The 21291-nt window shown below is 42.0% G+C and carries 23 protein-coding genes; 5 read left to right on the forward strand and 18 right to left on the reverse strand.

What is annotated here, in order from left to right:
* Positions 1–65 precede the first annotated feature (65 nt).
* Positions 66–3437, reverse strand: a complete 3372-nt coding sequence (locus tag U2718_RS17110) for a hypothetical protein (protein ID WP_342001684.1) — start codon at positions 3435–3437, stop codon at positions 66–68.
* Positions 3438–3689: 252 nt separating this feature from the next.
* Between U2718_RS17110 and U2718_RS17115 the strand changes: the two genes are divergently transcribed.
* On the forward strand, positions 3690–4016 hold the full coding sequence (locus tag U2718_RS17115) for a hypothetical protein (RefSeq protein WP_342001680.1): 327 nt from the start codon (positions 3690–3692) through the stop codon (positions 4014–4016).
* Positions 4017–4144: 128 nt separating this feature from the next.
* Here the strand turns inward: U2718_RS17115 and U2718_RS17120 are convergent, their stop codons facing one another.
* Complete coding sequence (locus U2718_RS17120) at positions 4145–5287, reverse strand: hybrid sensor histidine kinase/response regulator (protein ID WP_342001678.1); 1143 nt, start codon at positions 5285–5287, stop codon at positions 4145–4147.
* An 825-nt stretch (positions 5288–6112) separates the two neighbouring features.
* Here U2718_RS17120 and U2718_RS17125 point away from each other — a divergent pair.
* A complete protein-coding gene (locus U2718_RS17125; protein WP_342001751.1) occupies positions 6113–6829 on the forward strand; it encodes a response regulator transcription factor in 717 nt (238 codons plus the stop codon).
* Between the two features lie 74 nt (positions 6830–6903).
* On the opposite strand, the gene U2718_RS17130 is transcribed toward U2718_RS17125, so the two are convergent.
* The 6 genes from U2718_RS17130 to U2718_RS17155 all read right to left on the reverse strand — a co-directional run bounded on the left by U2718_RS17130 (position 6904) and on the right by U2718_RS17155 (position 11386).
* Positions 6904–7818, reverse strand: a complete 915-nt coding sequence (locus U2718_RS17130; RefSeq protein WP_342001676.1) for a ThiF family adenylyltransferase — start codon at positions 7816–7818, stop codon at positions 6904–6906.
* A complete protein-coding gene (locus U2718_RS17135; protein WP_342001674.1) occupies positions 7809–8501 on the reverse strand; it encodes a hypothetical protein in 693 nt (230 codons plus the stop codon). The genes U2718_RS17130 and U2718_RS17135 overlap by 10 nt, the downstream gene beginning before the upstream one ends.
* Positions 8485–9243, reverse strand: a complete 759-nt coding sequence (locus U2718_RS17140) for a hypothetical protein (RefSeq protein ID WP_342001672.1) — start codon at positions 9241–9243, stop codon at positions 8485–8487. The genes U2718_RS17135 and U2718_RS17140 overlap by 17 nt, the downstream gene beginning before the upstream one ends.
* A complete protein-coding gene (locus U2718_RS17145) occupies positions 9216–10040 on the reverse strand; it encodes a hypothetical protein (RefSeq protein WP_342001671.1) in 825 nt (274 codons plus the stop codon). Before U2718_RS17145 ends, U2718_RS17140 begins: the two co-directional genes overlap by 28 nt.
* Before the next feature lie 258 nt (positions 10041–10298).
* Positions 10299–10736 carry a hypothetical protein gene (locus U2718_RS17150; protein WP_342001669.1) on the reverse strand — a complete coding sequence of 146 codons (438 nt, stop codon included), beginning with the start codon at positions 10734–10736 and terminating at the stop codon, positions 10299–10301.
* 5 nt (positions 10737–10741) lie between these two features.
* Positions 10742–11386 (reverse strand): hypothetical protein, encoded by a 645-nt coding sequence (locus U2718_RS17155; protein ID WP_342001667.1) that lies wholly within the window; start codon positions 11384–11386, stop codon positions 10742–10744.
* Positions 11387–11510: 124 nt separating this feature from the next.
* Between U2718_RS17155 and U2718_RS17160 the strand changes: the two genes are divergently transcribed.
* A complete protein-coding gene (locus tag U2718_RS17160) occupies positions 11511–12074 on the forward strand; it encodes a Uma2 family endonuclease (protein ID WP_342001664.1) in 564 nt (187 codons plus the stop codon).
* A gap of 321 nt (positions 12075–12395) precedes the next feature.
* Here U2718_RS17160 and U2718_RS17165 read toward each other — a convergent pair whose 3' ends face one another.
* From U2718_RS17165 to U2718_RS17180, 4 genes are all read right to left on the reverse strand, one after another.
* Entirely contained in the window at positions 12396–12974 is a 579-nt protein-coding gene (locus U2718_RS17165) for a siphovirus Gp157 family protein (RefSeq protein ID WP_342001661.1), read from the reverse strand.
* A 2-nt stretch (positions 12975–12976) separates the two neighbouring features.
* The gene (locus U2718_RS17170) at positions 12977–13162 is read right to left on the reverse strand and encodes a hypothetical protein (protein ID WP_342001659.1); all 186 of its coding nucleotides are present in this window, start codon (positions 13160–13162) and stop codon (positions 12977–12979) included.
* A gap of 157 nt (positions 13163–13319) precedes the next feature.
* Positions 13320–13766 (reverse strand): HNH endonuclease, encoded by a 447-nt coding sequence (locus U2718_RS17175; RefSeq protein WP_342001656.1) that lies wholly within the window; start codon positions 13764–13766, stop codon positions 13320–13322.
* Between the two features lie 2 nt (positions 13767–13768).
* Positions 13769–13999, reverse strand: coding sequence for a hypothetical protein (locus tag U2718_RS17180; protein WP_099068956.1), 231 nt, complete (start codon positions 13997–13999; stop codon positions 13769–13771).
* A 181-nt stretch (positions 14000–14180) separates the two neighbouring features.
* On the opposite strand from U2718_RS17180, the gene U2718_RS17185 reads away from it, so the two are divergent.
* Complete coding sequence (locus tag U2718_RS17185; RefSeq protein ID WP_342001653.1) at positions 14181–14801, forward strand: hypothetical protein; 621 nt, start codon at positions 14181–14183, stop codon at positions 14799–14801.
* A 152-nt stretch (positions 14802–14953) separates the two neighbouring features.
* Here U2718_RS17185 and U2718_RS17190 read toward each other — a convergent pair whose 3' ends face one another.
* The 3 genes from U2718_RS17190 to U2718_RS17200 form a co-directional block, all read right to left on the reverse strand.
* Positions 14954–16309 carry a hypothetical protein gene (locus U2718_RS17190; protein ID WP_342001651.1) on the reverse strand — a complete coding sequence of 452 codons (1356 nt, stop codon included), beginning with the start codon at positions 16307–16309 and terminating at the stop codon, positions 14954–14956.
* Between the two features lie 136 nt (positions 16310–16445).
* On the reverse strand, positions 16446–17030 hold the full coding sequence (locus U2718_RS17195) for a pyridoxamine 5'-phosphate oxidase family protein (protein WP_342001649.1): 585 nt from the start codon (positions 17028–17030) through the stop codon (positions 16446–16448).
* Between the two features lie 120 nt (positions 17031–17150).
* Positions 17151–17768, reverse strand: coding sequence for a glutathione S-transferase (locus U2718_RS17200; RefSeq protein ID WP_342001647.1), 618 nt, complete (start codon positions 17766–17768; stop codon positions 17151–17153).
* Between the two features lie 267 nt (positions 17769–18035).
* Here U2718_RS17200 and U2718_RS17205 point away from each other — a divergent pair, with 267 nt between their 5' ends.
* Complete coding sequence (locus U2718_RS17205; RefSeq protein WP_342001645.1) at positions 18036–18584, forward strand: TetR/AcrR family transcriptional regulator; 549 nt, start codon at positions 18036–18038, stop codon at positions 18582–18584.
* A 285-nt stretch (positions 18585–18869) separates the two neighbouring features.
* Here the strand turns inward: U2718_RS17205 and U2718_RS17210 are convergent, their stop codons facing one another.
* From U2718_RS17210 to U2718_RS17220, 3 genes are read right to left on the reverse strand one after another with little or no spacing between them, the layout of a single operon-like run.
* Positions 18870–20375, reverse strand: a complete 1506-nt coding sequence (locus tag U2718_RS17210; protein WP_342001643.1) for a relaxase/mobilization nuclease domain-containing protein — start codon at positions 20373–20375, stop codon at positions 18870–18872.
* Positions 20372–20746 (reverse strand): plasmid mobilization protein, encoded by a 375-nt coding sequence (locus U2718_RS17215; protein ID WP_342001641.1) that lies wholly within the window; start codon positions 20744–20746, stop codon positions 20372–20374. Before U2718_RS17215 ends, U2718_RS17210 begins: the two co-directional genes overlap by 4 nt.
* Positions 20739–20957 (reverse strand): hypothetical protein, encoded by a 219-nt coding sequence (locus tag U2718_RS17220; protein WP_342001639.1) that lies wholly within the window; start codon positions 20955–20957, stop codon positions 20739–20741. The genes U2718_RS17215 and U2718_RS17220 overlap by 8 nt, the downstream gene beginning before the upstream one ends.
* Between the last annotated feature and the right edge of the window lie 334 nt (positions 20958–21291).

Below are 21291 nucleotides of genomic sequence, written 5' to 3' on the forward strand. Positions count from 1 at the left end.
AAAGCTAGAGAATTTTTTACAGCAACGCAATCCAGTCGCACATTTAAATAATCTCCTTTGCCACTTTAGTTCAACTCTATATCCTGATTCATAACATGGTGTCCATTATGTGATAAATCATGCTTTCTGTGAAGTAATCGCTCTCTGTCTAAAATCATCGCTTCTAGCTCACTGGCACGTTCTTCTGAAAGTGGAAATATCTCCTCACCCGTCTGGAGATTGCCTCGACAAATCGTCCGCTTACCTTCATTTCGCACAATAAAATCACCACCGGGTTGCACATAAGCAGTCCAATGGCTACCTATCTTAAACTGCTCAATTTCATTACTTGCAGATTGATTGGCTTGTCGCTGTTCGTAGGTGATAGCGATCGCCCCTACTAAATTATCAAACATTTCTTTACGCCAGAGTTCACGGTGAATGGCTCGGAATTGCCCAGCAGTATCTAATGTTGATTCTGATTCCGGTAATGGAACTTCTGGCAGATTGATTGACTCAGGATTAACCTTGAGAATAATACTAGAGCCATCTGGTTGCAAAGTAGCGGCAAATGTAGCACCAATTGGCAGTTTCGGACTGTCAGGAGCAAAAGTGCCTAAATTCTTGCCATCAATTTGTAATATCGGTGTACCGTTGTAACGATAATGCTCTGGGTGTGATTCGGGTAACTCAAAAACTCCTACTTCCAAAGTAACGCTGCGCTTTTTCCATTGCTTACTAGCAAAGTTTTCATTGGCGAAGTGATTGTATTTGATACCCAACACTTTAATTTCATCAAACTGAAAATCCTGAAGCTGTTGACATACTTCCTCTGTAAACAGGTTATATGCCAAAGCACCAACACCTGAATCCTGACGTGATGTTGCCCAACTATGATCTGCTGGCGGGATAATTCTTAAATCCTTCGGAATATTAAGTTCATCTAAATCGTTAATGTTTTCGCCAAATTTAGCTGCTAATTTATCAACTACTTTGGGGGATAAGTCTTTCAAAGCAAATTCAATCAGAGGTAATTGAGGATGAATTGTGGCATCAAATTTAATTCCCTTTTGTTCTAAAGATTCTTTCCATTTAATAGCACCTGCACCGAAAGGAACACTCAAAACATAAATATCCTGTGGTAATGCAACGCTGGGCAGTTCATAATCGTGCTGAAACGAAAACGTAATTTCCATCTGTTCTGCCAGCTTTAAACAGTCTTTGCGATGCCGATCTAATTCTGGACGGGTGTGTTGTGTGTGCCACAATGCCGCTGCCCCTTCTCTGCGAGACGCTACGCATTGGCGGAGCTTGTCCGCACGACTTACAAATCGTTCCTCTGAAGTGGGGAATAATTCATCAATTTCCGCCCGATAGCTTTCGTAGAGCTTCCCTAGTTCCTCATTAAAGGCTTCCCTGTCATCTCCCACCCGTTCTTTAATTTCGTCTCTAGCTTGCTGAAACCTTGTTTTCAGTTCTTCTGCCCATTCCAAGGCATCTACAGATAGCGTCTCTTTGGGAAACAGGTAGCGAAACTCATGCCTATCTCTGCTGCGAATGCGTGTTGGTTCCCACAAAGGATTGACAACAACTCTTGCAATGACGTTGATTGAGCCGGGAGCATCCGCAGGCATGGCAAAAGAGCGATAAAGCCGTTCATCTTTCTTAAAGTCAAAAAAGTAACTGGGGTGAGACTCTGACCATTTTTTGGCATCGGCGAGTAAATTTTCCCCGCCTATTTCCTTGATATCTTCCAGTCTTTCTGCACTTTTGGGCGAATCTACCTCAACCTGAAGTGCCTGAAATAGACGGTTTAGTAGCTTCCTTTGTCGTCTGCCAAATCGCTCCACATTCTCCCCGTCTTGGGGCATCGATGACTGTACGCGCCCAATATTTGTTGCTACTAGCCCTACTTTATTTTGACTGCTGGCAGCAGCAATCTCTGCTAAATTTTTGTATTTTAAGTTGCCTTCTTCATCTGGAATTTCCGTATACGCCAGCTTAGGGCGTTGTTTAACTGGCTCAAATCGTCCTGGTTCACCTGCGCGGAGAGTTTCTTGAGCAATATTAGGCAGTTTACTAGCAGAACTGACCATTAATTGGTCGCCGTCAAAATCGGCTTGGTGATATTCCTCGGCATCCTTGGGGTGAATCCAAACTACGTTGCGAGTTTTCCTCAATTCTGGGTCGTGGATGTTTTGGTAGAGGCGGATGTTGTCTGAGTTGACGATGGGATAACGAGTGAGAATGACATCTCCTTCCGGTAGATGGGGTACACAGATTGTGCCACGAGTTAGGCGATCGCATGGCATTGCCATACCCGAATTATGGTTGTATCCTCCTTTAATCGCTAGATCGCGCCATTGATTGGCTATGTAATCGGTAGCAAACTTGCGGAATTTGGGGGTTTCAATCAATTGACCATATTTATCGCTGCGTAAGAGGGAAATCCAGCGAGATTCCTGTGCTTGGTTGTTAGCATTAGCCTCAATTTCGTTAAAAGCTTCTTCTGATTGCTCTTGCTGCGATCGCTGTTGTTTGTCATATTGTTGGATGATGTATTTTGCCAACACCAAGGGATTGCGCTGCAACTCGGCAAGTTCTCTAGCTTTTTCTTCAGTGGGTTTACTTAAATCTTGTTTAACTGCTTCTTCTGAGTACCAAATGGTAAACTGCCAACTATTATCGTAGCTGGTGGCTTTGGCGTTACCTCGATTACCGATTACCGCTTGAGGAAACTCATAGTCACCGCAGGGTATCAAGTTTTTGAGTTGTGACTTTTTAATGCCTTTAATTGAGGAACGATCCACAATAATGTCGTAGCCTTGGGCATCGGTCAAATTCGCATCGGGCAGGAAAGTACCTTTGGACAAGAAACTGGTTTTTGGGTACTGGGAATTATCTAGTTCAGCCCAATTACTTCTCCAGGCAAACCGAAATTGGAATGGACAATTGCCTTCTCCTCCCAATTGTTTGGCAAGTTGGGGCGAAATCTTGCCGTGACAGTCTCCTGTTTTATAATGAGCATACTGTGGGTCTTCAAAGTCTACAATTTTAACTCGCAGCCCTGTAAAAGTTTCTGAGCCTTTGTAGCAATTACTAACTAGTAAAGAACCATAGCGACAGGCAGTATCCGGTTCTGTAGCGAATAAGCGTCTAATTTTTTTATGCAGTGAACCATCAGCAAAGTAATAACTATTGCCAGAACTGAAAGCTAACTTGCGTCGGATTCCATCCTGAAAAGTTCTTTGTCTTAAATGGTTGGCATCTGGATTTTTACTGTCAATTTTAACCAGTAGTAGAGATTGTAAATCTTTTGCTTCAAACATCTGTTCAAGCAGAGAATTTTTAATGATTTCTGGTTCAGATAAATATCTCCCCTTACCATTGTTATACGACCCATCAAAGATAGGTATGCTCAAACCAGAACCTTCTAAGACTCTAGTGGTTAAATCCATTACCAATAATCTATTAGACAGCTTATCTAGCAAGCATGAGACTCCAATATTCACCTTGGCACGAAATTACACTCGATAAAATCATCCAAGTGGACAATTTACTGATCTCATGGCAGGCGGTATTTTATACGGTATTAGCTCTGCTTGCAGACTTCCAAGAAAGTTAAATAGCTGAACAGCGCTTTTAATCGTATTATCATTTTCCCATTGTGTTACTTAAACTACAAAATTTTGAACCTGCCACTAGATTTTATGAATAAAAGAATTCAACGACTAGAAGATGGTTTATTAGTAATGCTTTATGACGATGACCCAGATTCACCAGGAGATGAGTTGATCACTCCTTCTGATGATATATCCCAAGATGAGCATTACCCCGAATATGCTCATCTGAAATCTGGTGAAAGCATAATAATTAAGGAAAATCCTATCAAACCTACATCAGGTTCTTATTATCCAAGTGGATACGAAGATTTAGATGAATTTCTCAATAGCGATCCTGGGGCAATTGATCGACTAGGTGATGAAAGTTCAACTACTCGTGGTTGGTATCCACCTGAACCAGATGAATCTTGGTAAAACTTCCCTTAAGAGGCACGCATTAATAAGTTAATTTTTTGAATAACTGAAAGCCTTGGTTATCATTTTTTTGATAAAGTAGGTAAGTTATTTTGGTGCAAATCCTTAAGCTCGATTTCCCAAATTTTTTATGCTGATAACATTTCTGAATAAACTGTTTGCACAGGTAAATAAACTGTGAAGATACTGCCTTTTCCAACAGTCGATGAAACAGAGATATTCCCTTGATGGGCTTCAACAATTTGACGGGACAAATATAATCCTAAACCGTTTCCCCGACGTTGATGCTTGCCCTGTCGAAAGCGATCAAATAAGAGTAATTGTTCTTCTGGATTCATGCCAATACCTGTATCCTCTACTTCAATCGTTACCCCTTGAACAGTGGAATTGAGGCGAACTTCTACTGACCCAGCATCACTGAAGCGAATGGCGTTACCAACTAAGTTAGTGAGAAGTCGTCGTAGTTCCAGGCGATCGCCTTTAACTCTAACTAAAAAAGCTTCAGTACCCTCTGTCAAAACAGCTTTGAGAGTTAAATGTTTAACATCAGCCAAAGGCATTAGTTCTTGCACTACTTGCTGACATAATTCCCACAGGTCAACTACAAAAAAATCCAAAGTTTTACCTCCAGCTTCATACTGGTAAACTTCTAACAAGGTATCGACCATTGACAACAAAGTTTGGTTACTCTGAGCCATTTGTTCTAAAGATTCACGCATTGCTGATAAGGTATTGCCAAAAACACCTCTTTGCAGCAACTTTAGGAATTGGTCAGCAGCTATCAACGGAGTTCGCAGGTCGTGAGTCAGACGGGTCACAAAATCTTCCCGTCGCTGAATGAGGAACAGTTGTTCGTCCATACTGTGTTTCAGTCTCAACAAAGCCCGCACCCTGGCCAGTAATTCCTTCTTATCTACCGGCTTGCGAATAAATTCATCTGCACCTGCATCTAAACCTTTGACGACACTTGATTTTTCAGAACCTGTCACCAGCAAAATTGGGATAAAAGGTAAGTTTGAGTTGTGCTTAATTTGCTGGGTAACTTCATAGCCATCCATATCTGGCATCACCACATCAAGCACTACCAAATCGGGAGGAGATTCGGCAATTTTTACCAATGCTTCAGCACCACTGTTGGCTATGATCACGTTGTATCCCTTCAGCTTTAAAGTGACTTGCAGCAAACGGAGGCTGTCAGCTGAGTCATCCACCAGCAGAATTCTTTGGTTTCTTTGTTCTGAAGTTATATTCCAAGATAAAGTGTTTTTCATAAAACGCCTTTAATAAACCTAATCCCTTCCGAGTAGAGAAATAAAGTAGTCAAGCTAAATTTCGTTGGGAAAAGTGTAATTTCAAGCGCCATGCTGACCACTACACAGCGATGAACATTCATCAGAATTTTCTGAAACTCAAGGCATTGGTCAACATAATTCGTAATTTGTAATTAAGAAACTGGTTATAGTCTCCGATCTCTGGTATAACCTTATGCTTGGGGTCTAAATCCCCGGCGTTGCTGATTTCATGTATGAAAACGATTGTGCATGATATCAAAATCCTGTAGGGACGTTGCAACTGCTAGTCTCTACATCTGGATTTATACCGCAATTGAGCAACGCCAAATCCCCCATCCATAACGTAATTACGAATTCGTAATTACTAATTGTTAATCTGCCTATGTGTAAGAGCCAGGGTTCTCGTTTAGAGATAAGTTACATCCTCCTGTAAGTGTGATGTGGACGCAAGTCAGAATAAACTGTGTTGGTTTCAGTCTAACTTCAGTACTTTTATATGTTTTTATACTTTAGGAAGATTTTTTCAGAGAATTTTCAGATTAAGCTATGTCCATTTTGAACACTGGAGCTTTTTCAACAGCTGTTGAGATATGTAGCCCTTGATATATGAATTTTTCAATCAATACTGTAAAAACTACTGGTTTCAACCTGGATGAGGTTTAATAACATTGAAATGCCGCTTTGCATCTCAAGAGCCACATTTTGGCTGAATAGCTAAAATTTTTCGTCCAATGGAGTAATCCTTTCCTTGAAACCATATTCGACAGTTAAAAAAGTATAGTTACCAAGCTGCTGAGGTAAATGATGGTAGATATTCGAGTAGCAATTATTGAAGACCATAGCTTAACACGGATTGGTATGCGTAGTTCTCTCAACGAGCAAGAAGGTATTCAAGTCGTGGGTGATGAAGCTACAGCGTCCAATGGGTTGAAACTGCTCCAAAGTACAAAACCAGACATAGCGATCATCGATATTGGCTTGCCGGATAGAGACGGAATATGGCTGGTGCAGCAGTTTCGGGAATCTCTAGCACAGTCAGCAGCACAGACTAAAGTCATGATGCTCACTTCCTTTGCCAAGGAGCAAATGGTACTGGCAGCGTTTGCAGCTGGGGCAGACTCTTACTGTGTGAAGACAATTAAGTTCGAGTTGTTGCTGGAAGCGCTGCACATGACCCATGAAGGTCAGTCGTGGATTGACCCAGCGATCGCTCGTATTGTTCTCAAGCATACTCGTACTGGAGCTGCGGCGACGGTCAAACCGAATGCTACTCAAACGGTAACGATCTCTGCAATTGACCCAGAACAAGCAAGCATTCTGGAAGCAGATCCACTGACAAATCGGGAACTGGAAGTCTTGGAGTTAATTGTCCAAGGCTATAGCAATAACGAAATTGCCCAAAAACTCTATCTCAGCTTGGGAAGTGTAAAAGTATATGTGCGTGGGGTTTTGAACAAGCTTTGTGCAAGCGATCGCACTCAGGCGGCTGTATTGGCGTTGCGGGCTGGTTTGCTTAATTGAAGTCACTGTACAGTTGCTTCTGTACAGTGCTTGGTTGTTAACTTGAGAGGGGAGCGATGTCTACGACGGTACGCCTACGCACAGGAGTGACCCAGGAGAATCACCTGCATAATACTGACTTGCGTCGTATACAGGGATTTTCCGCTACCACTCTCTAAGTCGAAATAAGTAGCAAATCGTCGTAGTTTCCCCGTCGTCAATTGCAACAAATAATCAAATGCTTCCGCAGCAACTCGCTGGTTAATGCTCAAGGACTGGCTATTGAGCAAGGCCATTTGTTCACAGGATAAGTTGTTGTCTGCCAACTCTTCTGGTTGTGAAACCAGTAGGTCGGGTTGCTGTACGGTTGGCGCAGGTAAGCGAAAGCAGCCTAAAGCCTCGAAATGATAGTCATTGGGGTTACTAGACAGATGAGAACCTAATAGTACCTGACCACTACGCTTGGAGTTACCGCAATCCAAATACCAAACGTGAGGCGCAGGGTGATGAGTGTTGTGCTGAAGTACTTGGGTAATTGACTCTCTGGCTTTGGCATTATCTACGCAAGCAGTGACAACAATCAGGGTATTATAACTGGGGAGAATCCATTCGGGTTGGAAAGGTTGAGCGATCGCTGTAACTTCCATTTTCCAAGCTAGGGAGTAGCGCAGTGCCAACGTTTTGGCTTTGTTGAGTTCGATTTCTGCATCACAGAAGCACTGGCGTAAAACGTTAGCTGACTCAACATAATCCGGGTCAACAAAGTAGAGTTTCACCTGTTTACCTTGCTGAGAAAGAACTCTACCTAACCTAACCAAAGAAGAAGCCAACCAAGAACCAGTACCGCCGCACCCAACTAGCCACAGTTCTATCTTCGAGTAGTTGACAGTCACGACAGGAGAAGCATTTGCCAAATCAAGATTTAGCTCCATAGTACAGTTGGTTAAAGTTGATATAGGTATTGGTGAGGGAACAGACATTTGATTTGCTAAATTGAAATTCACCTCCATAGCTTCTCCATCCCATTTACAGGTGATACATCGGTACTGTAAAATTTACAGCCAGATGAAAGTGAGACATCAACCATAAAAAAGTCTCCGTCGATGTCAAACACTGCTCTAGCAGGTACATCCCAACAGTGGCGAAACAGTCCAACCCGTATTTTAATCTCTGGTTTCAGTGTATTAACTCTACCTAGTACCCCATAGATACGAAAGCCAGATTCGTCAGTATTATCAGTGGTAGAGAAAAAGGCAGGTAAGGAACCGTGGGAATGGATGTCTACAGCCGCTTTCTGGTGGGAAGAGTCACTCCCAGAATTAGTTGGCTGGCAGCTAGTTGGAGTTTGAATTTGGTCTGGGACTTGTAAATCCCAGCCTGCATCAGTACAGTGGAGGTGAAAAAGAATTTCATGAAATTGATTGCCAGCTTGATAACTCAACCGCCACATTTCCAGTAGTAGCGGTTTGGGAATTAACGGAGTGACTTTGAGATAAGGTGTTAGGTGAGGTAGCCCTTTGATAGTTTGGGAACACAAGCAAATAGGCATTAATACCTCTATGCCAGGACGAATGGCTCTAGCAAAGATGCCATTTCCGGCATAAAGGTACTCTAGTCCACTGCTAGTGTGTGTTGGTAGAGAAGAAGATGTGACAATTTTGTAACCAATAATGCCTTCAAGCAATGGGTTCATTAAGGATTTCCTGCACAAGCATAGCAACACTTTTCTGATTGCCGATAGGCACAAGGTCAAATACAGGATAGGTTGCACGTCTGCATCTTTTGTGCAGTTTTAGAAGTTGCTGACGAACATCCTTACGGTATTTTTGTGATTTATTTATTGTTAAATGGTTGGTGAAAAGACTGGAAATAAATAAATTCCAAGCACGGTTAATTGATAGACCATTAGCAGCAGGTGGTTCGTTCACTCCCCAACATACCTGTCCAGAATTGTAGACATTGGGTAGTGGCACATGAAAGGCTGGTGCTTGAGGAGTAAACTCCTGTTTTTGAATTGCCCAAACCCAATACTTTAATCCCTTGCCTACAAACACCATTGCAGGTAGCGGAACGGTTAAACAACCAAGTTCATCGCAATTGATCGTATGAGTAGCTGGTGGTATGAATTTTACCAAATATGTGTCTGTACTGCCTGTTCCCCAGCGCACAATTCCTGGTTCCATCCAACCAGTATCAATTGGTTCGTGGCTGAAGGCAGTTCTCAGGGTTGCGGGTGAAATACATTTGTAAATATGAGCATCGGCAATTTCTTTGTCTTTGTGATGGAAGATGTAAATGCCATCCAAAAACAGCAATTCTGCTTGAATTACTGGAGATTTTCGGGGAGGGTCTGCCAAAATTGCTCGTAAAATCTCGCCTGATAAAATTGCTGTAGATGTAGTTTCGATTAATGTGGTTTCGATGCTTGTTTCCATAGTTTTAGTAGGATTTGAGCATGAGATTTCAAGTCTGCTTCTAGCCAATCAATTAAGTTGGCTGCACAGTTCAGCATTCGGTTAGCTTGCTGCCATTTTCTGGTGAGTAAATCGATAGATGCTTTTGACCAAGGTAGAGAGGTGCAGTCAGGTTGGTAATAATAATCGTCTGCGTACTCGTCCAACCAAAGGTTTTTAGTTTCATGGTCTAGCAGCTTTAAAGTTAAAGGCAGAAACTTTAAAGGATTATCTAAGTGATGACACTGCCATTTCAGTTTTTTGAGGTCAATTTTGTCTGGGTGGTCGATGTCACTATAGGTAATTTCGTAAATTGCAAATTCACTATCAAACCAATCGCTACCTTCTGGGTGTATGTCATCGAGCCAACAGCGACCGTCATGGCTAAAGGGTAAAAGTAGTTGCCAACCATCTTTGAGATGTTCAATTTCTCCATCCATTGTCCAGTCAATACCCATTGGGGTAATAGGAATGCTGTGCAATCTTTGTTCGTAGGCTGTTTCTACAGTCCAGTGGGATAACGGAAGTAGATGAGTGTAAATCAGTACAATAAATTCCAGTTCTCTAGGACTATGGCAATCTACATCTGTAAGTGGGTAAATAGGAGTTTGGCTGGCTTTCCATTCGGTAGGGAAGTAGTGCTGATACAGTTCTAGTAAGGAGTAAATGTTGAGTTGGGTTTCTAGATATTCAAGTGATTCAGTGGCATCTAAGGTGAATTGGCACTGACTAAGGCTGTAAATCGCCTCTGCCATGCTGATGGGTACAAGGTGAGACATATTATTAGCGGCAACTCGTCATTCATAGGAACGAAATTGAAGAATAGATAGAGGTAGTGGTCTAGTAAGGCAACTTTACTGGGTTAATAGCAGCTAAGCTAGAAAAATTCCTCTTCTCCCCCTGCCTGCCTCTATCCGTTATTTTTGGATTGACACAGTAGTAGGGTGTGGAAGGTGTAGTTCAGTCAATATGCAAACTGCTGTAATTTGGATAATAATTTACCTCTCAAGTCAATTTCCAACTCCTTTTGTCAGCACTCAAAAACCTTCAGGGATAACGCTATATGTGGGAGTGCAGGCTGTTAGGGATTTTAGGGTTTGGTTGAGTGACTGAGAAAATTCTGTTCCAGCTGCGATCGCCTCTTCAATTTCAATTGATAGCTGTGCTGCATTTTGCCAGTCAATTCCAGTGATGACCTGACGTTGACGCATTTGGTAGCACATTTGGAATGCGGGGTTGATTTCTTCAGGAGCCACTATCAGGCAATCTAGAGAAGAAGTACCTTTTTTACCGGGCTTCTTGATGATGTGGATGGGTTTTCCTGGTTGACGCTCAATGTCTGCGTTTGCCAGTTCAGCGCAAAGAGGAGTAAAAGCATCCCGTAGTAATTGGTCGTCAACGGCGATCGCCTCCGGAATCCAGTGTTGTTGACCTTCGTAGATAACAAGTAATTTGTTGCTATTTGTAGTAATCATGGCATTTAAAACAGTGATATTTGCGTAGTATTACTGGCTGGTTTAGTAGTATCTGAGCTAGCAGTTTTAGTGCTAATTGGAGTCTGGGCAGTGGGCGATTTATTGGTTTTGACAGCTTTAGTCTGGGCTATATTCCGGCGAATTTGGCGATTAGGAAAATCGGCTTTCAGTTCGTCCAGTAGTTGAACAATTGCAGGTGGTAAATCACCGAGTTCTTCTTTATTGAGCATGGCAACTACGGGGAAATCACCGTGACTGCTAGCAGCAATCATTACAGGTCTATCTCCTGTTTGTTGTGTAGGTAGTAGGGTGATAACGATTTGAACTTTGCATTGCTCGAAAATAAATGGTTCTAATTGATTTACCCTGTTGGTAGCAGATGTTTCTATGTCATCGTCGGCTAACTGATGAGAGTCAATTTCATCTTCGGCGTAGCTATTTTCATCACTTACTGGTTCTAAAAGTTGCAAAAAGTTAGGTTTACCTGCACGCAAACGTTCCCTATCAAATAGCAATCCTAAAGCTTGGAATTGTTCTTCGGCAGTGGTTTTTCCCTGTTGTTCTGAAATGTAAGATTTTAAGGTTTCAGATGTAACAGTGAGATTGGCTTTGACAATGGCTTGTTCTGGTGTTAGCCATTTTGTAGTCATAGCTTTTTTGACCTTGTTAACTGGTGTGCAAGCAGTTGTGGCGGTAGCCAGAAGTAAAAACAGTTTTTCAGATTACGGTACTGCTAGACTAAAACATATTCCCTTTGCTTTTCTCGACTGAGTTATGTCTATGGTAATTACCCAATCTCTGACCCTGGAGGAGTTTCTCAAGCTACCAGAAACCAAGCCTGCCAGCGAGTACATTAATGGTGAGATTATTCAAAAACCAATGCCAAAAGGGAAGCATAGCCGATTACAGTTAAGGCTGTGCAACAGTATCAATGATGTTGCCGAAAGCCTGCATATTGCTTATGCCTTTCCAGAACTGCGCTGTAGTTTTGGTATCCGCTCAATAGTACCTGATGTAGCGGTTTTCAACTGGTCGCGTATTCCCTTTGCTGCTGATGGAGAAGCACCCAATGATTTTCTGCTTTCTCCAGACTGGACAATTGAAATTCTTTCCCTTGAACAAAGTTCAAATCGAGTCACAGGCAATATTCTCTATTGCTTAGATCATGGTTGCCAATTAGGTTGGTTGATAGACCCAGAAGATCGTTCCATTTTGGTCTTCCGTCCAAATCAGCAACCAGAACTTTTGCAAGGTGATGAGCGTTTGCCAGTGTTAGCCGGGATAGACTTAGAATTAACTGTTGCGACTGTGTTTGGTTGGCTAAAAATGAGCAGTTAGAGAAACAGCTAAAACAAGTTATCTACAAATTTTTGATAACGTAAAAACAGGAGTTTCAGCCATCGTGAATCAGGAGTATTCACCATTGGTTTAAGAGCATAGATGCTTATAAGGCTTGTCGTTAAACATCGCTTGCTTATGAGCTAGGGGTATCGCCTGAAATGCTTACTAATAGATTGTTTTGCTCCCTCCTTGTATTTACCTGAAATGTCGGCTGTCTTGACTTATAAAAAACTTTTTGGTTCGCGTATAAGTAGCAGCCAACAAAACAGTAAAATTCCTGCTGTCGGCTGATAAATTAGTTAAAGCTATTGCTTATTGCTAAGTTAAAAGTGAGTCTTTGAAGTCGTGAATTGCCGTTGCTGTCAAAGCATAAATAACTCGGCGCTTACGCATGATGTGAGTGCCATCTACAGGAATACCTTTCTTCCAAGCAGCAATGATAGCTTTCTTGTCTGCTGAGTAAACAGTCTTTTCTCTGCGGTATTTTGGAGACAATTGTTCTGCATCTATCAGCACCTCACAACTTGGCGGATTTTCTTTAATTGTGATGCGAAGTGAATTACCAATCATTTGCTCAGGTAGAATTCCTGCGGCGGTTTGTTCTAAAATAGTTTCATCTAATTTTTGTCGCCAGCGTTCTAGTCTTAACAATGCTGATTGATGTACAGCTTTTAGATGTTCTAGTCGTTGTTTAATAGCCGCTATTTCAGCATCCAGTTGCAATGCTAATTCTGCTTGGATATCAACAACTTCTTCCTGAACTTCCTGAGTTTCCCAAATAGCGGTGATGATAGCAGCTTCTTCTTCAGGAGTCTGACAATTAGTTAGCTGTTCCCAGAGATGAGCAGCAGTTTGGGAAAGTCCTGCTAAGGATTGTTGAGCGAGTGTTAAATTCATGACTACCACTCCTCACAAACTTGGTAGTATTCATATTCAGCTTCAATCTGTTCTAAAATAGCTATAGTGCCTGAATCTAAATTAGTATTGTCAGATAAATTTGAAGTGACCTTTTGTGTAAGTTGAGGATTTTGATGAGCAGCAGTAGTTGAATCAGGTGAGGTTAGAGTTGTTATCAATGTTTGCATAAATGTTGCTTGCTTAACACCAGCAATAGTAGCGCGATAGCGCCTCTGGGAAGCAACCGCAGCAACTTTATGTGCCGATGGCTAGGATTTCAAACCCTGACACAAATACCCGAAAAAGTTTAATTTATTAGTGTTTATTAAGATGGATATTCTTTTATTATTGACGTAGATCATCAATAGGCGGATGCCAACCTGCTGTTAACCAAAGTTGACGGGAATTTAGAATAAATCCATCATCGTGGTCTTGATCGTTAAAATCAAAACGACTGCAAGTTGCACGACCTATAGGAGTTGTTCCAATGATATTTAACCCATTTTCTGTCCAGATAAAATGCTCTGACCAATTTTGATTTCTCGGATTAAATAATGGAACTTCTGTTTGTGTTTCTGGATCAATCCCAGTTGTAAAATTATACCGTCTTTGATTACAACGATGACAAGCTAAAGCCAAATTATTGAGATCGTCTGTTCCTCCTAAAGATTGAGGAATAATGTGATCAATTGTAAAGGGTGTTGCATTTGAGCGTTCTGGAGAGTGACAATATTCGCACAAGTATTTTGCCCTTTTACGGACGTTTAAGCGAACAAAATTGTTGATAACCACAATTAAGACGCAAGTTTAGCGTTGATAAAACTAAAGATTTTTTCTAATTCCAATAAACCAGCTAATTCTGCTTGTTCATCTGGATTGAGTAAATTTTCTTTATTTTTTTCTAATAGTTCCTCTAAACGAATTTGTAACTCTTCAGTAAAAGAAAAAGGACGAAACTGATCGGAAAGATTAAGTTTTATTCCATTTGGTAGCCAAGATGAAGGCTGTTCCATTAATTCTTTCATGGGTATCTCCGTTAATCAAGTATTCATATTGCTGACGGCGGATGAGATTAGGGGGTTTCAGGTCACGGTGAATAGTATTATTATGCACTTGGTCAGTATCTGAGATGAGTTTTCTTGATTACAATTAGGGTTGATACTTGCGAATAAAAATTATTAAACACGAGCAGCCTGATAAGTACTAATGTCTACTGGCTATTATCCGGTTATTCTTTATCCACCACTAGCAAGGCGCTTTACTAACGACGATCGAGGAAAGGGGTATCTAAAAGCGTTGCTTCAAGGATGCGTTGCATTACCAGATGGGAATGGTACAGCCAAGCAAGGTGTGAGCGAAAAGGAGTTTTTTCGCCATTTACTGTGTGCGTTTCCAGGAAATCTTATCTGTCAAGCGGTTGAGTTTGAGATTCCAGGTTATCCTCAACGCTACTCGGCTGATTTTATCCTTTACCATCAATCTTCTGGGTTAGCTCTCGATATTGAGATTGATGAACCTTATGCTGGAGATACAGGTAAACCTCACCACTGCATTGATGTTGATGATGATAAAATCCGTAACCGTTTTTTCTTAGAACGCAATTGGGGTGTGGTGAGATTTGCAGAAGTTCAGGTGGTACGTCATCCTTGGAGTTGTTGTAAGGCGATCGCTCAAATCATCGCTAGGTTAACTGGAGATGATAGCGTATTCATATTATTGCAAAGATTGGCTGATGTACCTTTGCAGAAACAGTGGACAAAGCGTGAGGCTAGGCTGATGGCTAAGAACAATTATCGTCAGTCTTATTTACCGAAAATGGTAAAATAAAACTAGAGATAGTATCTTCAATACTCATCTTGAATAGTCATATACTCTCCTCAAAATAGGGCTACCGTGTACACATAAGTATTTGAGAGTTGTCCCACACCGTTTTAATCCTGTACAAAGATATGTGTACACGGTAGATAATTGGAAGGGTGTTACATCGATTTTGTCAACCTTGCGTTAACTAATCTTTTTGGTTTTTTTACGCACTGTTTGTTTGATTTTCGGTGTGATTTCCACTCACGAATGCTCATGACAATTGAGCCAAAGTCCCGGCTGGCAAAGGCTGTTGTTTTATTTGCACTGTGCCAAATTGTATCCGCCTCAGTTGGTTCAAGTGGAGGTGTACAGCGATCGCAATATCGGTCAAATAGTTGGCGTGGTTCGGGATGATAAGCGATTCGGTGTCTGGTAAGTAAATTAGATGTACCTAGTAGATTACGAGCTAATTTGTAGCCAGAATTGTTTCTGTTTCCCTCAAATTCACCATAAGTTAGTAAAGTGCGATCGCTCTTCGTTAAACAGATAGACAAAGGAACAGACACTCCGCTAGCGCGTAGTTGTTTAAGAGATGAGCGATTATCTCTGGTTGTAGCCTGTATTACTGTTCCTCGTCGGCAATGCAAGGTTGAGCGAGGGACAGTCACAGAAGGTTGCAGTAGCACTGCTTGTGGGTCGATAACTTCTCCATTTTTCGCTCTTGTGAGAAGTTGTACCCACTTGCACCAACGTTGCTCAGAAAGTTCGTAGGGAAATAAGGCTGTAGAATCAAATGCGGTTTCTAGCTCTTCCACGTTGTACTGACGGTTTGACCAATGCTCTAGGGTAATGGGGATAGTTGCACTTAATATTCCATCCACCACCCGTCTGCGAACCATACCTGGCAGTCTCATGGAACGAGCTAAGTTGCAAATTGCTGGATCTGCGTTTTGGATAATCGTCAGTTGGCGATTGAGGTACAGCCATTCAGCAGGATTCAAGAAATGGCTGCATTTAAAGTAAACATGCAGAGATTTCCCACCTGTATAAACTACGGCGGCGGGTTCCAAATTGATTTCATCCTTTAGCCGATCTACAGCTTGTCGCTGCTCAACTAATGCCAAATCATCAATTTCGTAGAATAAACATTGGCATTGACTAACGTGCTGATTGCTGATGCCCTTGTCTGGTTGGTTGGGGTAAAAGCTGACTGTAGCACCAAGATATGACATTTTAAATGCCAATGCCCAACCATCAGCATAGCGTTTAGGTGTCAGTCGCCAGCAGGTGTTGCCCTGTTTGTCTCGACCTCCGTAAGTGCAGCAGTAGAGTTGAAATCCTTGCTGGGTGATTTTACCGCAGAGAATGTAGTGGGAGTAGACAAATTGATCATTGCGGTAGTAGTGATTCCAGTTTTTAGGTATCATTTCTGTGGGCAAGTCCCAAGAAATCCTGAGCCAAATTTTGGTTCCGGTGGTAAAGCCTATTTGTCTAAGAAATTTAATAGTTGTTTCTCTGGGATTTAAGGTCATGGCAGTTACGCCTAGAGAGTTTATCCCTCTCTAAGTGGCGTTAGCTGCGCTAGAACCAACTTTTCCACATTTGACTTACATAAATTTTCGCCTGAAACCTTTGATTGGCTTGGCTCACTCAGAAAAATTAGATTTGCTACTTCTTAGCAACAAGTTCCTCTAGTTCAGTTATTCTCGCTTGCAATGCCGCCACTTCTTGTTCAGAATAGCGAATAGGAATGTGCTGTGGACAGTTCCAATTCCAAGCTTCAATGTGAAACAGAATCACTCGTTCCACTTCTGCTTCATAGTTAGGAAGTTTCAGGCTTTCAATTAGTTCGCTATCATCTTCTACATACATAGCCCGGCCCCAAATTTTCAACCGTCGGCGATGGCGATAATCCATCAAAAACAAAAAAGCTTTGTCATTTTCGTCAAGATTACCAACGGTAACATATTGAACATTGCCTTTGAAGTCAGCAAATCCTAAAGTCTTTTCATCTATAGCTTTCAAAAACCCAGGTTGTCCACCACGAAATTGAATGTAGGGATAACCATTAGAACCGACGGTTCCCAAATAAAAACCATCCATTTGGGCGATAAATTCCTCAATTTCTGGTGTGATGGTATCGTTAGAAGGCCCATTTTGTTCAAATCGAGCATAGGTCTGCCGTGAGCCACGTTGTTCTTGAGCAACTTTGACAGCAGGCGTGAAAGCAATTTGCGTAAATTTACGTGGCATATAACTCTTTATTTTTACATATCTAAAAACAGGGGAAGGTAGAGAAAAGACAGGGGAGCAGAGAAGGGAAAAAATTCCTCTTCCTCTCTACCTTCTCCATCTAAACTGGGTGTTATTTGCCTATACCAAGGCAGGTGCTGCAATTCCTTGCATTCCTATAAAACCGGGAAGGGTCTTAACTCGCTCAATCCATGCCAGAATATGAGGATAAGAGTCAAGAGCAATTTTGCCATCTGGTGCTAAGGCAACATAGGGGAATACTGCTATATCTGCAATAGTTATCCGCTCGAACTCTAACCATTGGCGATCGCGCAAATGTTGGTTAAGTTGTGTAAGAATAAACTCTGTTTTTTGGTTAGCTCTGTCAATATCAATACTGGTGGCATTAAACAGATAGTACAAACGAGCCGATTCTGGCCCCTGACGCACTTCACCCGCAGTTGTAGATAGCCAACGTACAACCTGACTAAGTGAGACAGCATCCAGTGGCAACCATTGTTCACCACCATAACAACGAGCTAAATAAACCAAAATTGCCTGTGCGTCTTTTATAATTGTGTCGCCATCCACTAATAGGGGAACTTGACCGAAGGGATTAAGCGACTGAAATTCAGAGGCTTTGTGTTCCCCTTTGAGCAAATCGACCTTAATCCATTCATGTTCAATGCCCAATAGTGATAGCAAGAGCTTGACCTTATAACTGTTACCAGAGAGTTCGTGACCATAAAGCTTAATCATTGGTTAATCCTGAATATTCTGTAAAAAGAAGCGCTGTTAGGTTAAAATTAGCCGTCTAACGGGAATAAGAACGACAGCAATCAGAAATAGTCACGGCAAGTTGATTTCTCCCGTTGTCAACTGACACCTCTTGCGATTCGAGATGCTGCATAGACATCCCTACAAATTAAGGAATTGGTACAGTTATTTTGTACCAAGCGTTCGGTACAAAATAACTGTACCAATCGTTCGGTATAATGTCAAGAGATGAGATTTCAATTTCTGTAAATGGCAAAAGATACTTATATTCCCTGCTTGCTACAACTGTTTCGACAGTATGGTTACGATGGGGCGACTTTATCGAAAATTTCACAAGCGACAGGTTTGGGGAAAGCCAGTCTCTACCATCACTTCCCCGGTGGGAAGGATGAAATGGTGACGGCGGTGTTGGATTTTATGGAATGTTGGTTAGAGGAACACATTTTACAGATACTTCGCGGTGGAGGGGATGCGCTCACTCGGTTGACTAAGATGTGTGAGCAAATTAACAAGCTATATGAAGGCGGACAACAACCCTGTATGTGTGCCATCTTGCTGATGGGGTCAGCACGAGATATCTTTCATACCAAGGTGCAAACACTATTACGAACCTGGATTGATGAAATAGCAACTGTTTTGAGGGCAGCCGGATTAGATGAGACGCTGGCTCATGAGCGTGGGGAAGATGCTGCTATTGCCATTCAAGGCGCTCTGATTGTGGCGCAGGGTTTGGATGATGTGGCTCCTTTTGTCCGTGTGATGAAACAATTGCCACAACAACTGTGCCAAGATTTGTAGGAGAGTGATTACACGTCCGATTCCGTTTTCCCAGGGATTTCAGATCGGGGTGACAACTATATATTTACAACATCTACTGGGAAGCGATAGCCATTTGGTATGGCAATGAAAATATTACAGGTGTTGTTCAAATTTTCATCTGAGCATATCGGTTCATGAAGCCCTAAATGCTGACAGACAACATCCAAACTACTATCTCGCCGAGAACTTAGCAGCCAAAGTAACCTGCGGGTGCTGGCTGTTCCTTAGTCGATGGGATGGTGTTTCTTTTAATGAAAACTGATATCAAAGTTCCCAACCTTGAAGCTCTGGGATTCGGCTTTGGTTGGGTTGCGAGTGATTGTTAGTTAGCATCCCATTCCAACCAGCTTCACCGGGAGAAACTTTTTTGGCTTGAGGTAGTTCAGCCAGTATCTCAGCTATCAAGTCCTCAACTTTCTCATTATTTTTAAAAGCGATGACTACTGTATCGAGCGATCGCAAAAATTCTAAAGGTATTTGCTTGCTATCGCGTATACTCCAATACAATGTAGGTTTGCGCTTTTCTTTGTCAACAGTTGATTCTAAGGCAATGACAGAGAGAACTTCAATCGGGTCACTTAGTAGCACTGCTCTTTCTACTATGGCATTTGTAGCAATCCAAAAACTACCTTTTTTTGTCGGTTCAGAGTTCAGGGGAATAGCGGTGAAGTCACCTGTTGGTTCTAGCTGCTTGGCAAGAGTTGGAAGATCATCTAGCGTGCGTTCCACAAATATTGCTTGACCTGTTTGACTTGCATAGAGCCAACCCTTTTCATATAATTCTGTGAGCAGAGAATTGGGTAAATTGTACTGCTGGCTTAACTTTAGACGTATTTGCTCCCAGTTTGTTGGTTCTGGTATAGGCAAGGAGTTTGTTTGAGTAACTGCTGGTGTGGGATTTTCAACAGTTTGCTCCATCAGTTTCTTTGTGCGTTTGTCATCCTGTTTTGGAGGCACTGCTGGTGTGGGATTTTCAACAGCTTGCTCCATGAGTTTCTGGATACGTTTGTCATCCCGCTTAGGACTGTAGTTTACCCCTCGATGCTTTTGTAAACCAGGAAAGGTATATGCTTTACCGAGATGCGTACCACTAAAAGCCACACCATCAAGTTGGTAACTAATGCCTTTGACAATGCCTGTGCGAGTATAACCAACGCGGACATTAACACCTTGTTGTTGCGCTCGCTCTATTAACTCTGGCATAGTGGGATGGTCGTGGGTTGCTTGGTCGAGCGATCGCTGAAGTCTCACTCTAACGCTCTCCTCTCCAGTTCTGGCAAGTTGCCTACGTTCACCAGTAGTTGGACTGTGCTTATCTTTTTCCCAACTTGGTTGCACTGATTGTAAATTGTATTCCTGCTCCAACTTGCGAATTACCGCTTCACTTCTGCGATCGTCCCAGCTATCAGAAACTGTAGTGCCATCTAATTGAATGCGACTGGCAGCAATATGTATGTGTTCATGAGTCCGGTCAGTATGCCGCAGTACGACATATTGGTTCATATCAAAACCCATTGCTTGTAGATACTTTTGGGCGATTTCATCCCAAGTCTCATCATCTAAACTCTCTTTGTGGGACAAACTGAGAGAAGCATGATAAACAGCCCTACTCACCTTCGGGTTTAATCTTCGAGATATACCAAATTCAGCTGCTAGTTCGCGTGGGTTTGTTCCTTCCATATTCCCACCGATTTGTTTTGCTCCATCTTTGCCAAACAGGTAGTTTAGCAGTCCCCGAAAACTTTTACCTTTGATGTGCTTGCCAATCATGCTTCATCTTGTAAATCAGCGATTAAATCAATTTCAGCAATCTCTCGGCGCACCTGTTTCACCAAATCTCTTACCTGTGACAACAATACTCTATCTACGACCACAGGTTCTCCCATAAGTACTGAAGTATTGATTGCTTTAGCTATTTGGTTTAGGTTGTTGCCTATTTTCCCCAACTCCCAGTAAGTTTGACCTGCTACTTTGGTGACACGCCTGGGCAATCTATTTTTCAGAGTCTTGGCACGAAACAATTCACTCATAGTAAGATTATTTTCATCTGCCATTAACTGTGCTTTCTCGTATTCTGCCAAAGTCAGTCTAATGTCTATCCTGTGTGAGCGTTTTTGTCGCATTATTGATGCATTAGTCATTAGCTGTTTTAAGTTTGACGACTGCACTATCATTTGTCATTGACCAAACGGTTACTTCCGATTCTGGTTCAATACCAAGATGCGATGCGAGATAATGAAATGCGCTGCAATAGTTTTGGTTGAGTACTAAGGTAGTCAAGATAGCGTTAGGGATATTTTGATATAGCGAAATCGAGCGATCGCTTACGGCAAGGCGTAGCCCATCGCGCAATTAAAAAGCTAATCCGTCCAAACCTTGCAGAAATTTTCCAGGCTGAACTCCTAGAGAGAATTTTCGTATCATCTTCCCCTCTATCACGGTGGTTGACCTACTTAGGTAGGGGAACCGTGAAAAGAGGGCAAGTTTGTTGCCGCACCTGGGGGTGCGTTTTTTCTCCCCAGAAAAAATGTCCGGACAGCAACATAGCTTGCTACTCACCAAAGGTTTTTTTGGGCTACTCAAATTAAAAACATGAGTGGCATTGAGTTGGCATTGAGTTGGCATTTAAGTGGAACTGAGTTGGGATTTTTTGACCATTTTATTGTCAATAAGCTTAGTTCTTGAT

Source organism: Chlorogloeopsis sp. ULAP02 (assembly GCF_038404745.2).
Lineage (GTDB): Bacteria > Cyanobacteriota > Cyanobacteriia > Cyanobacteriales > Nostocaceae > Chlorogloeopsis.

Excerpts from the sequence above, each read along its gene's own strand:
- U2718_RS17200 (WP_342001647.1), bottom strand. The coding sequence starts at position 17,768 with ATGATTAAGCTTTATGGTCACGAACTCTCTGGTAACAGTTATAAGGTC.
- U2718_RS17185 (WP_342001653.1), top strand. The coding sequence starts at position 14,181 with ATGTCTACTGGCTATTATCCGGTTATTCTTTATCCACCACTAGCAAGG.
- U2718_RS17115 (WP_342001680.1), top strand. The coding sequence starts at position 3,690 with ATGAATAAAAGAATTCAACGACTAGAAGATGGTTTATTAGTAATGCTT.
- U2718_RS17180 (WP_099068956.1), bottom strand. The coding sequence starts at position 13,999 with ATGAAAGAATTAATGGAACAGCCTTCATCTTGGCTACCAAATGGAATA.
- U2718_RS17210 (WP_342001643.1), bottom strand. The coding sequence starts at position 20,375 with ATGATTGGCAAGCACATCAAAGGTAAAAGTTTTCGGGGACTGCTAAAC.
- U2718_RS17215 (WP_342001641.1), bottom strand. The coding sequence starts at position 20,746 with ATGACTAATGCATCAATAATGCGACAAAAACGCTCACACAGGATAGAC.
- U2718_RS17140 (WP_342001672.1), bottom strand. The coding sequence starts at position 9,243 with ATGGAAACAAGCATCGAAACCACATTAATCGAAACTACATCTACAGCA.
- U2718_RS17165 (WP_342001661.1), bottom strand. The coding sequence starts at position 12,974 with ATGAATTTAACACTCGCTCAACAATCCTTAGCAGGACTTTCCCAAACT.
- U2718_RS17150 (WP_342001669.1), bottom strand. The coding sequence starts at position 10,736 with ATGATTACTACAAATAGCAACAAATTACTTGTTATCTACGAAGGTCAA.
- U2718_RS17135 (WP_342001674.1), bottom strand. The coding sequence starts at position 8,501 with ATGAACCCATTGCTTGAAGGCATTATTGGTTACAAAATTGTCACATCT.
- U2718_RS17110 (WP_342001684.1), bottom strand. The coding sequence starts at position 3,437 with ATGGATTTAACCACTAGAGTCTTAGAAGGTTCTGGTTTGAGCATACCT.
- U2718_RS17155 (WP_342001667.1), bottom strand. The coding sequence starts at position 11,386 with ATGACTACAAAATGGCTAACACCAGAACAAGCCATTGTCAAAGCCAAT.
- U2718_RS17145 (WP_342001671.1), bottom strand. The coding sequence starts at position 10,040 with ATGTCTCACCTTGTACCCATCAGCATGGCAGAGGCGATTTACAGCCTT.
- U2718_RS17125 (WP_342001751.1), top strand. The coding sequence starts at position 6,113 with ATGGTAGATATTCGAGTAGCAATTATTGAAGACCATAGCTTAACACGG.
- U2718_RS17160 (WP_342001664.1), top strand. The coding sequence starts at position 11,511 with ATGTCTATGGTAATTACCCAATCTCTGACCCTGGAGGAGTTTCTCAAG.
- U2718_RS17195 (WP_342001649.1), bottom strand. The coding sequence starts at position 17,030 with ATGCCACGTAAATTTACGCAAATTGCTTTCACGCCTGCTGTCAAAGTT.
- U2718_RS17190 (WP_342001651.1), bottom strand. The coding sequence starts at position 16,309 with ATGACCTTAAATCCCAGAGAAACAACTATTAAATTTCTTAGACAAATA.
- U2718_RS17205 (WP_342001645.1), top strand. The coding sequence starts at position 18,036 with ATGGCAAAAGATACTTATATTCCCTGCTTGCTACAACTGTTTCGACAG.
- U2718_RS17130 (WP_342001676.1), bottom strand. The coding sequence starts at position 7,818 with ATGGAGGTGAATTTCAATTTAGCAAATCAAATGTCTGTTCCCTCACCA.
- U2718_RS17120 (WP_342001678.1), bottom strand. The coding sequence starts at position 5,287 with ATGAAAAACACTTTATCTTGGAATATAACTTCAGAACAAAGAAACCAA.
- U2718_RS17170 (WP_342001659.1), bottom strand. The coding sequence starts at position 13,162 with ATGCAAACATTGATAACAACTCTAACCTCACCTGATTCAACTACTGCT.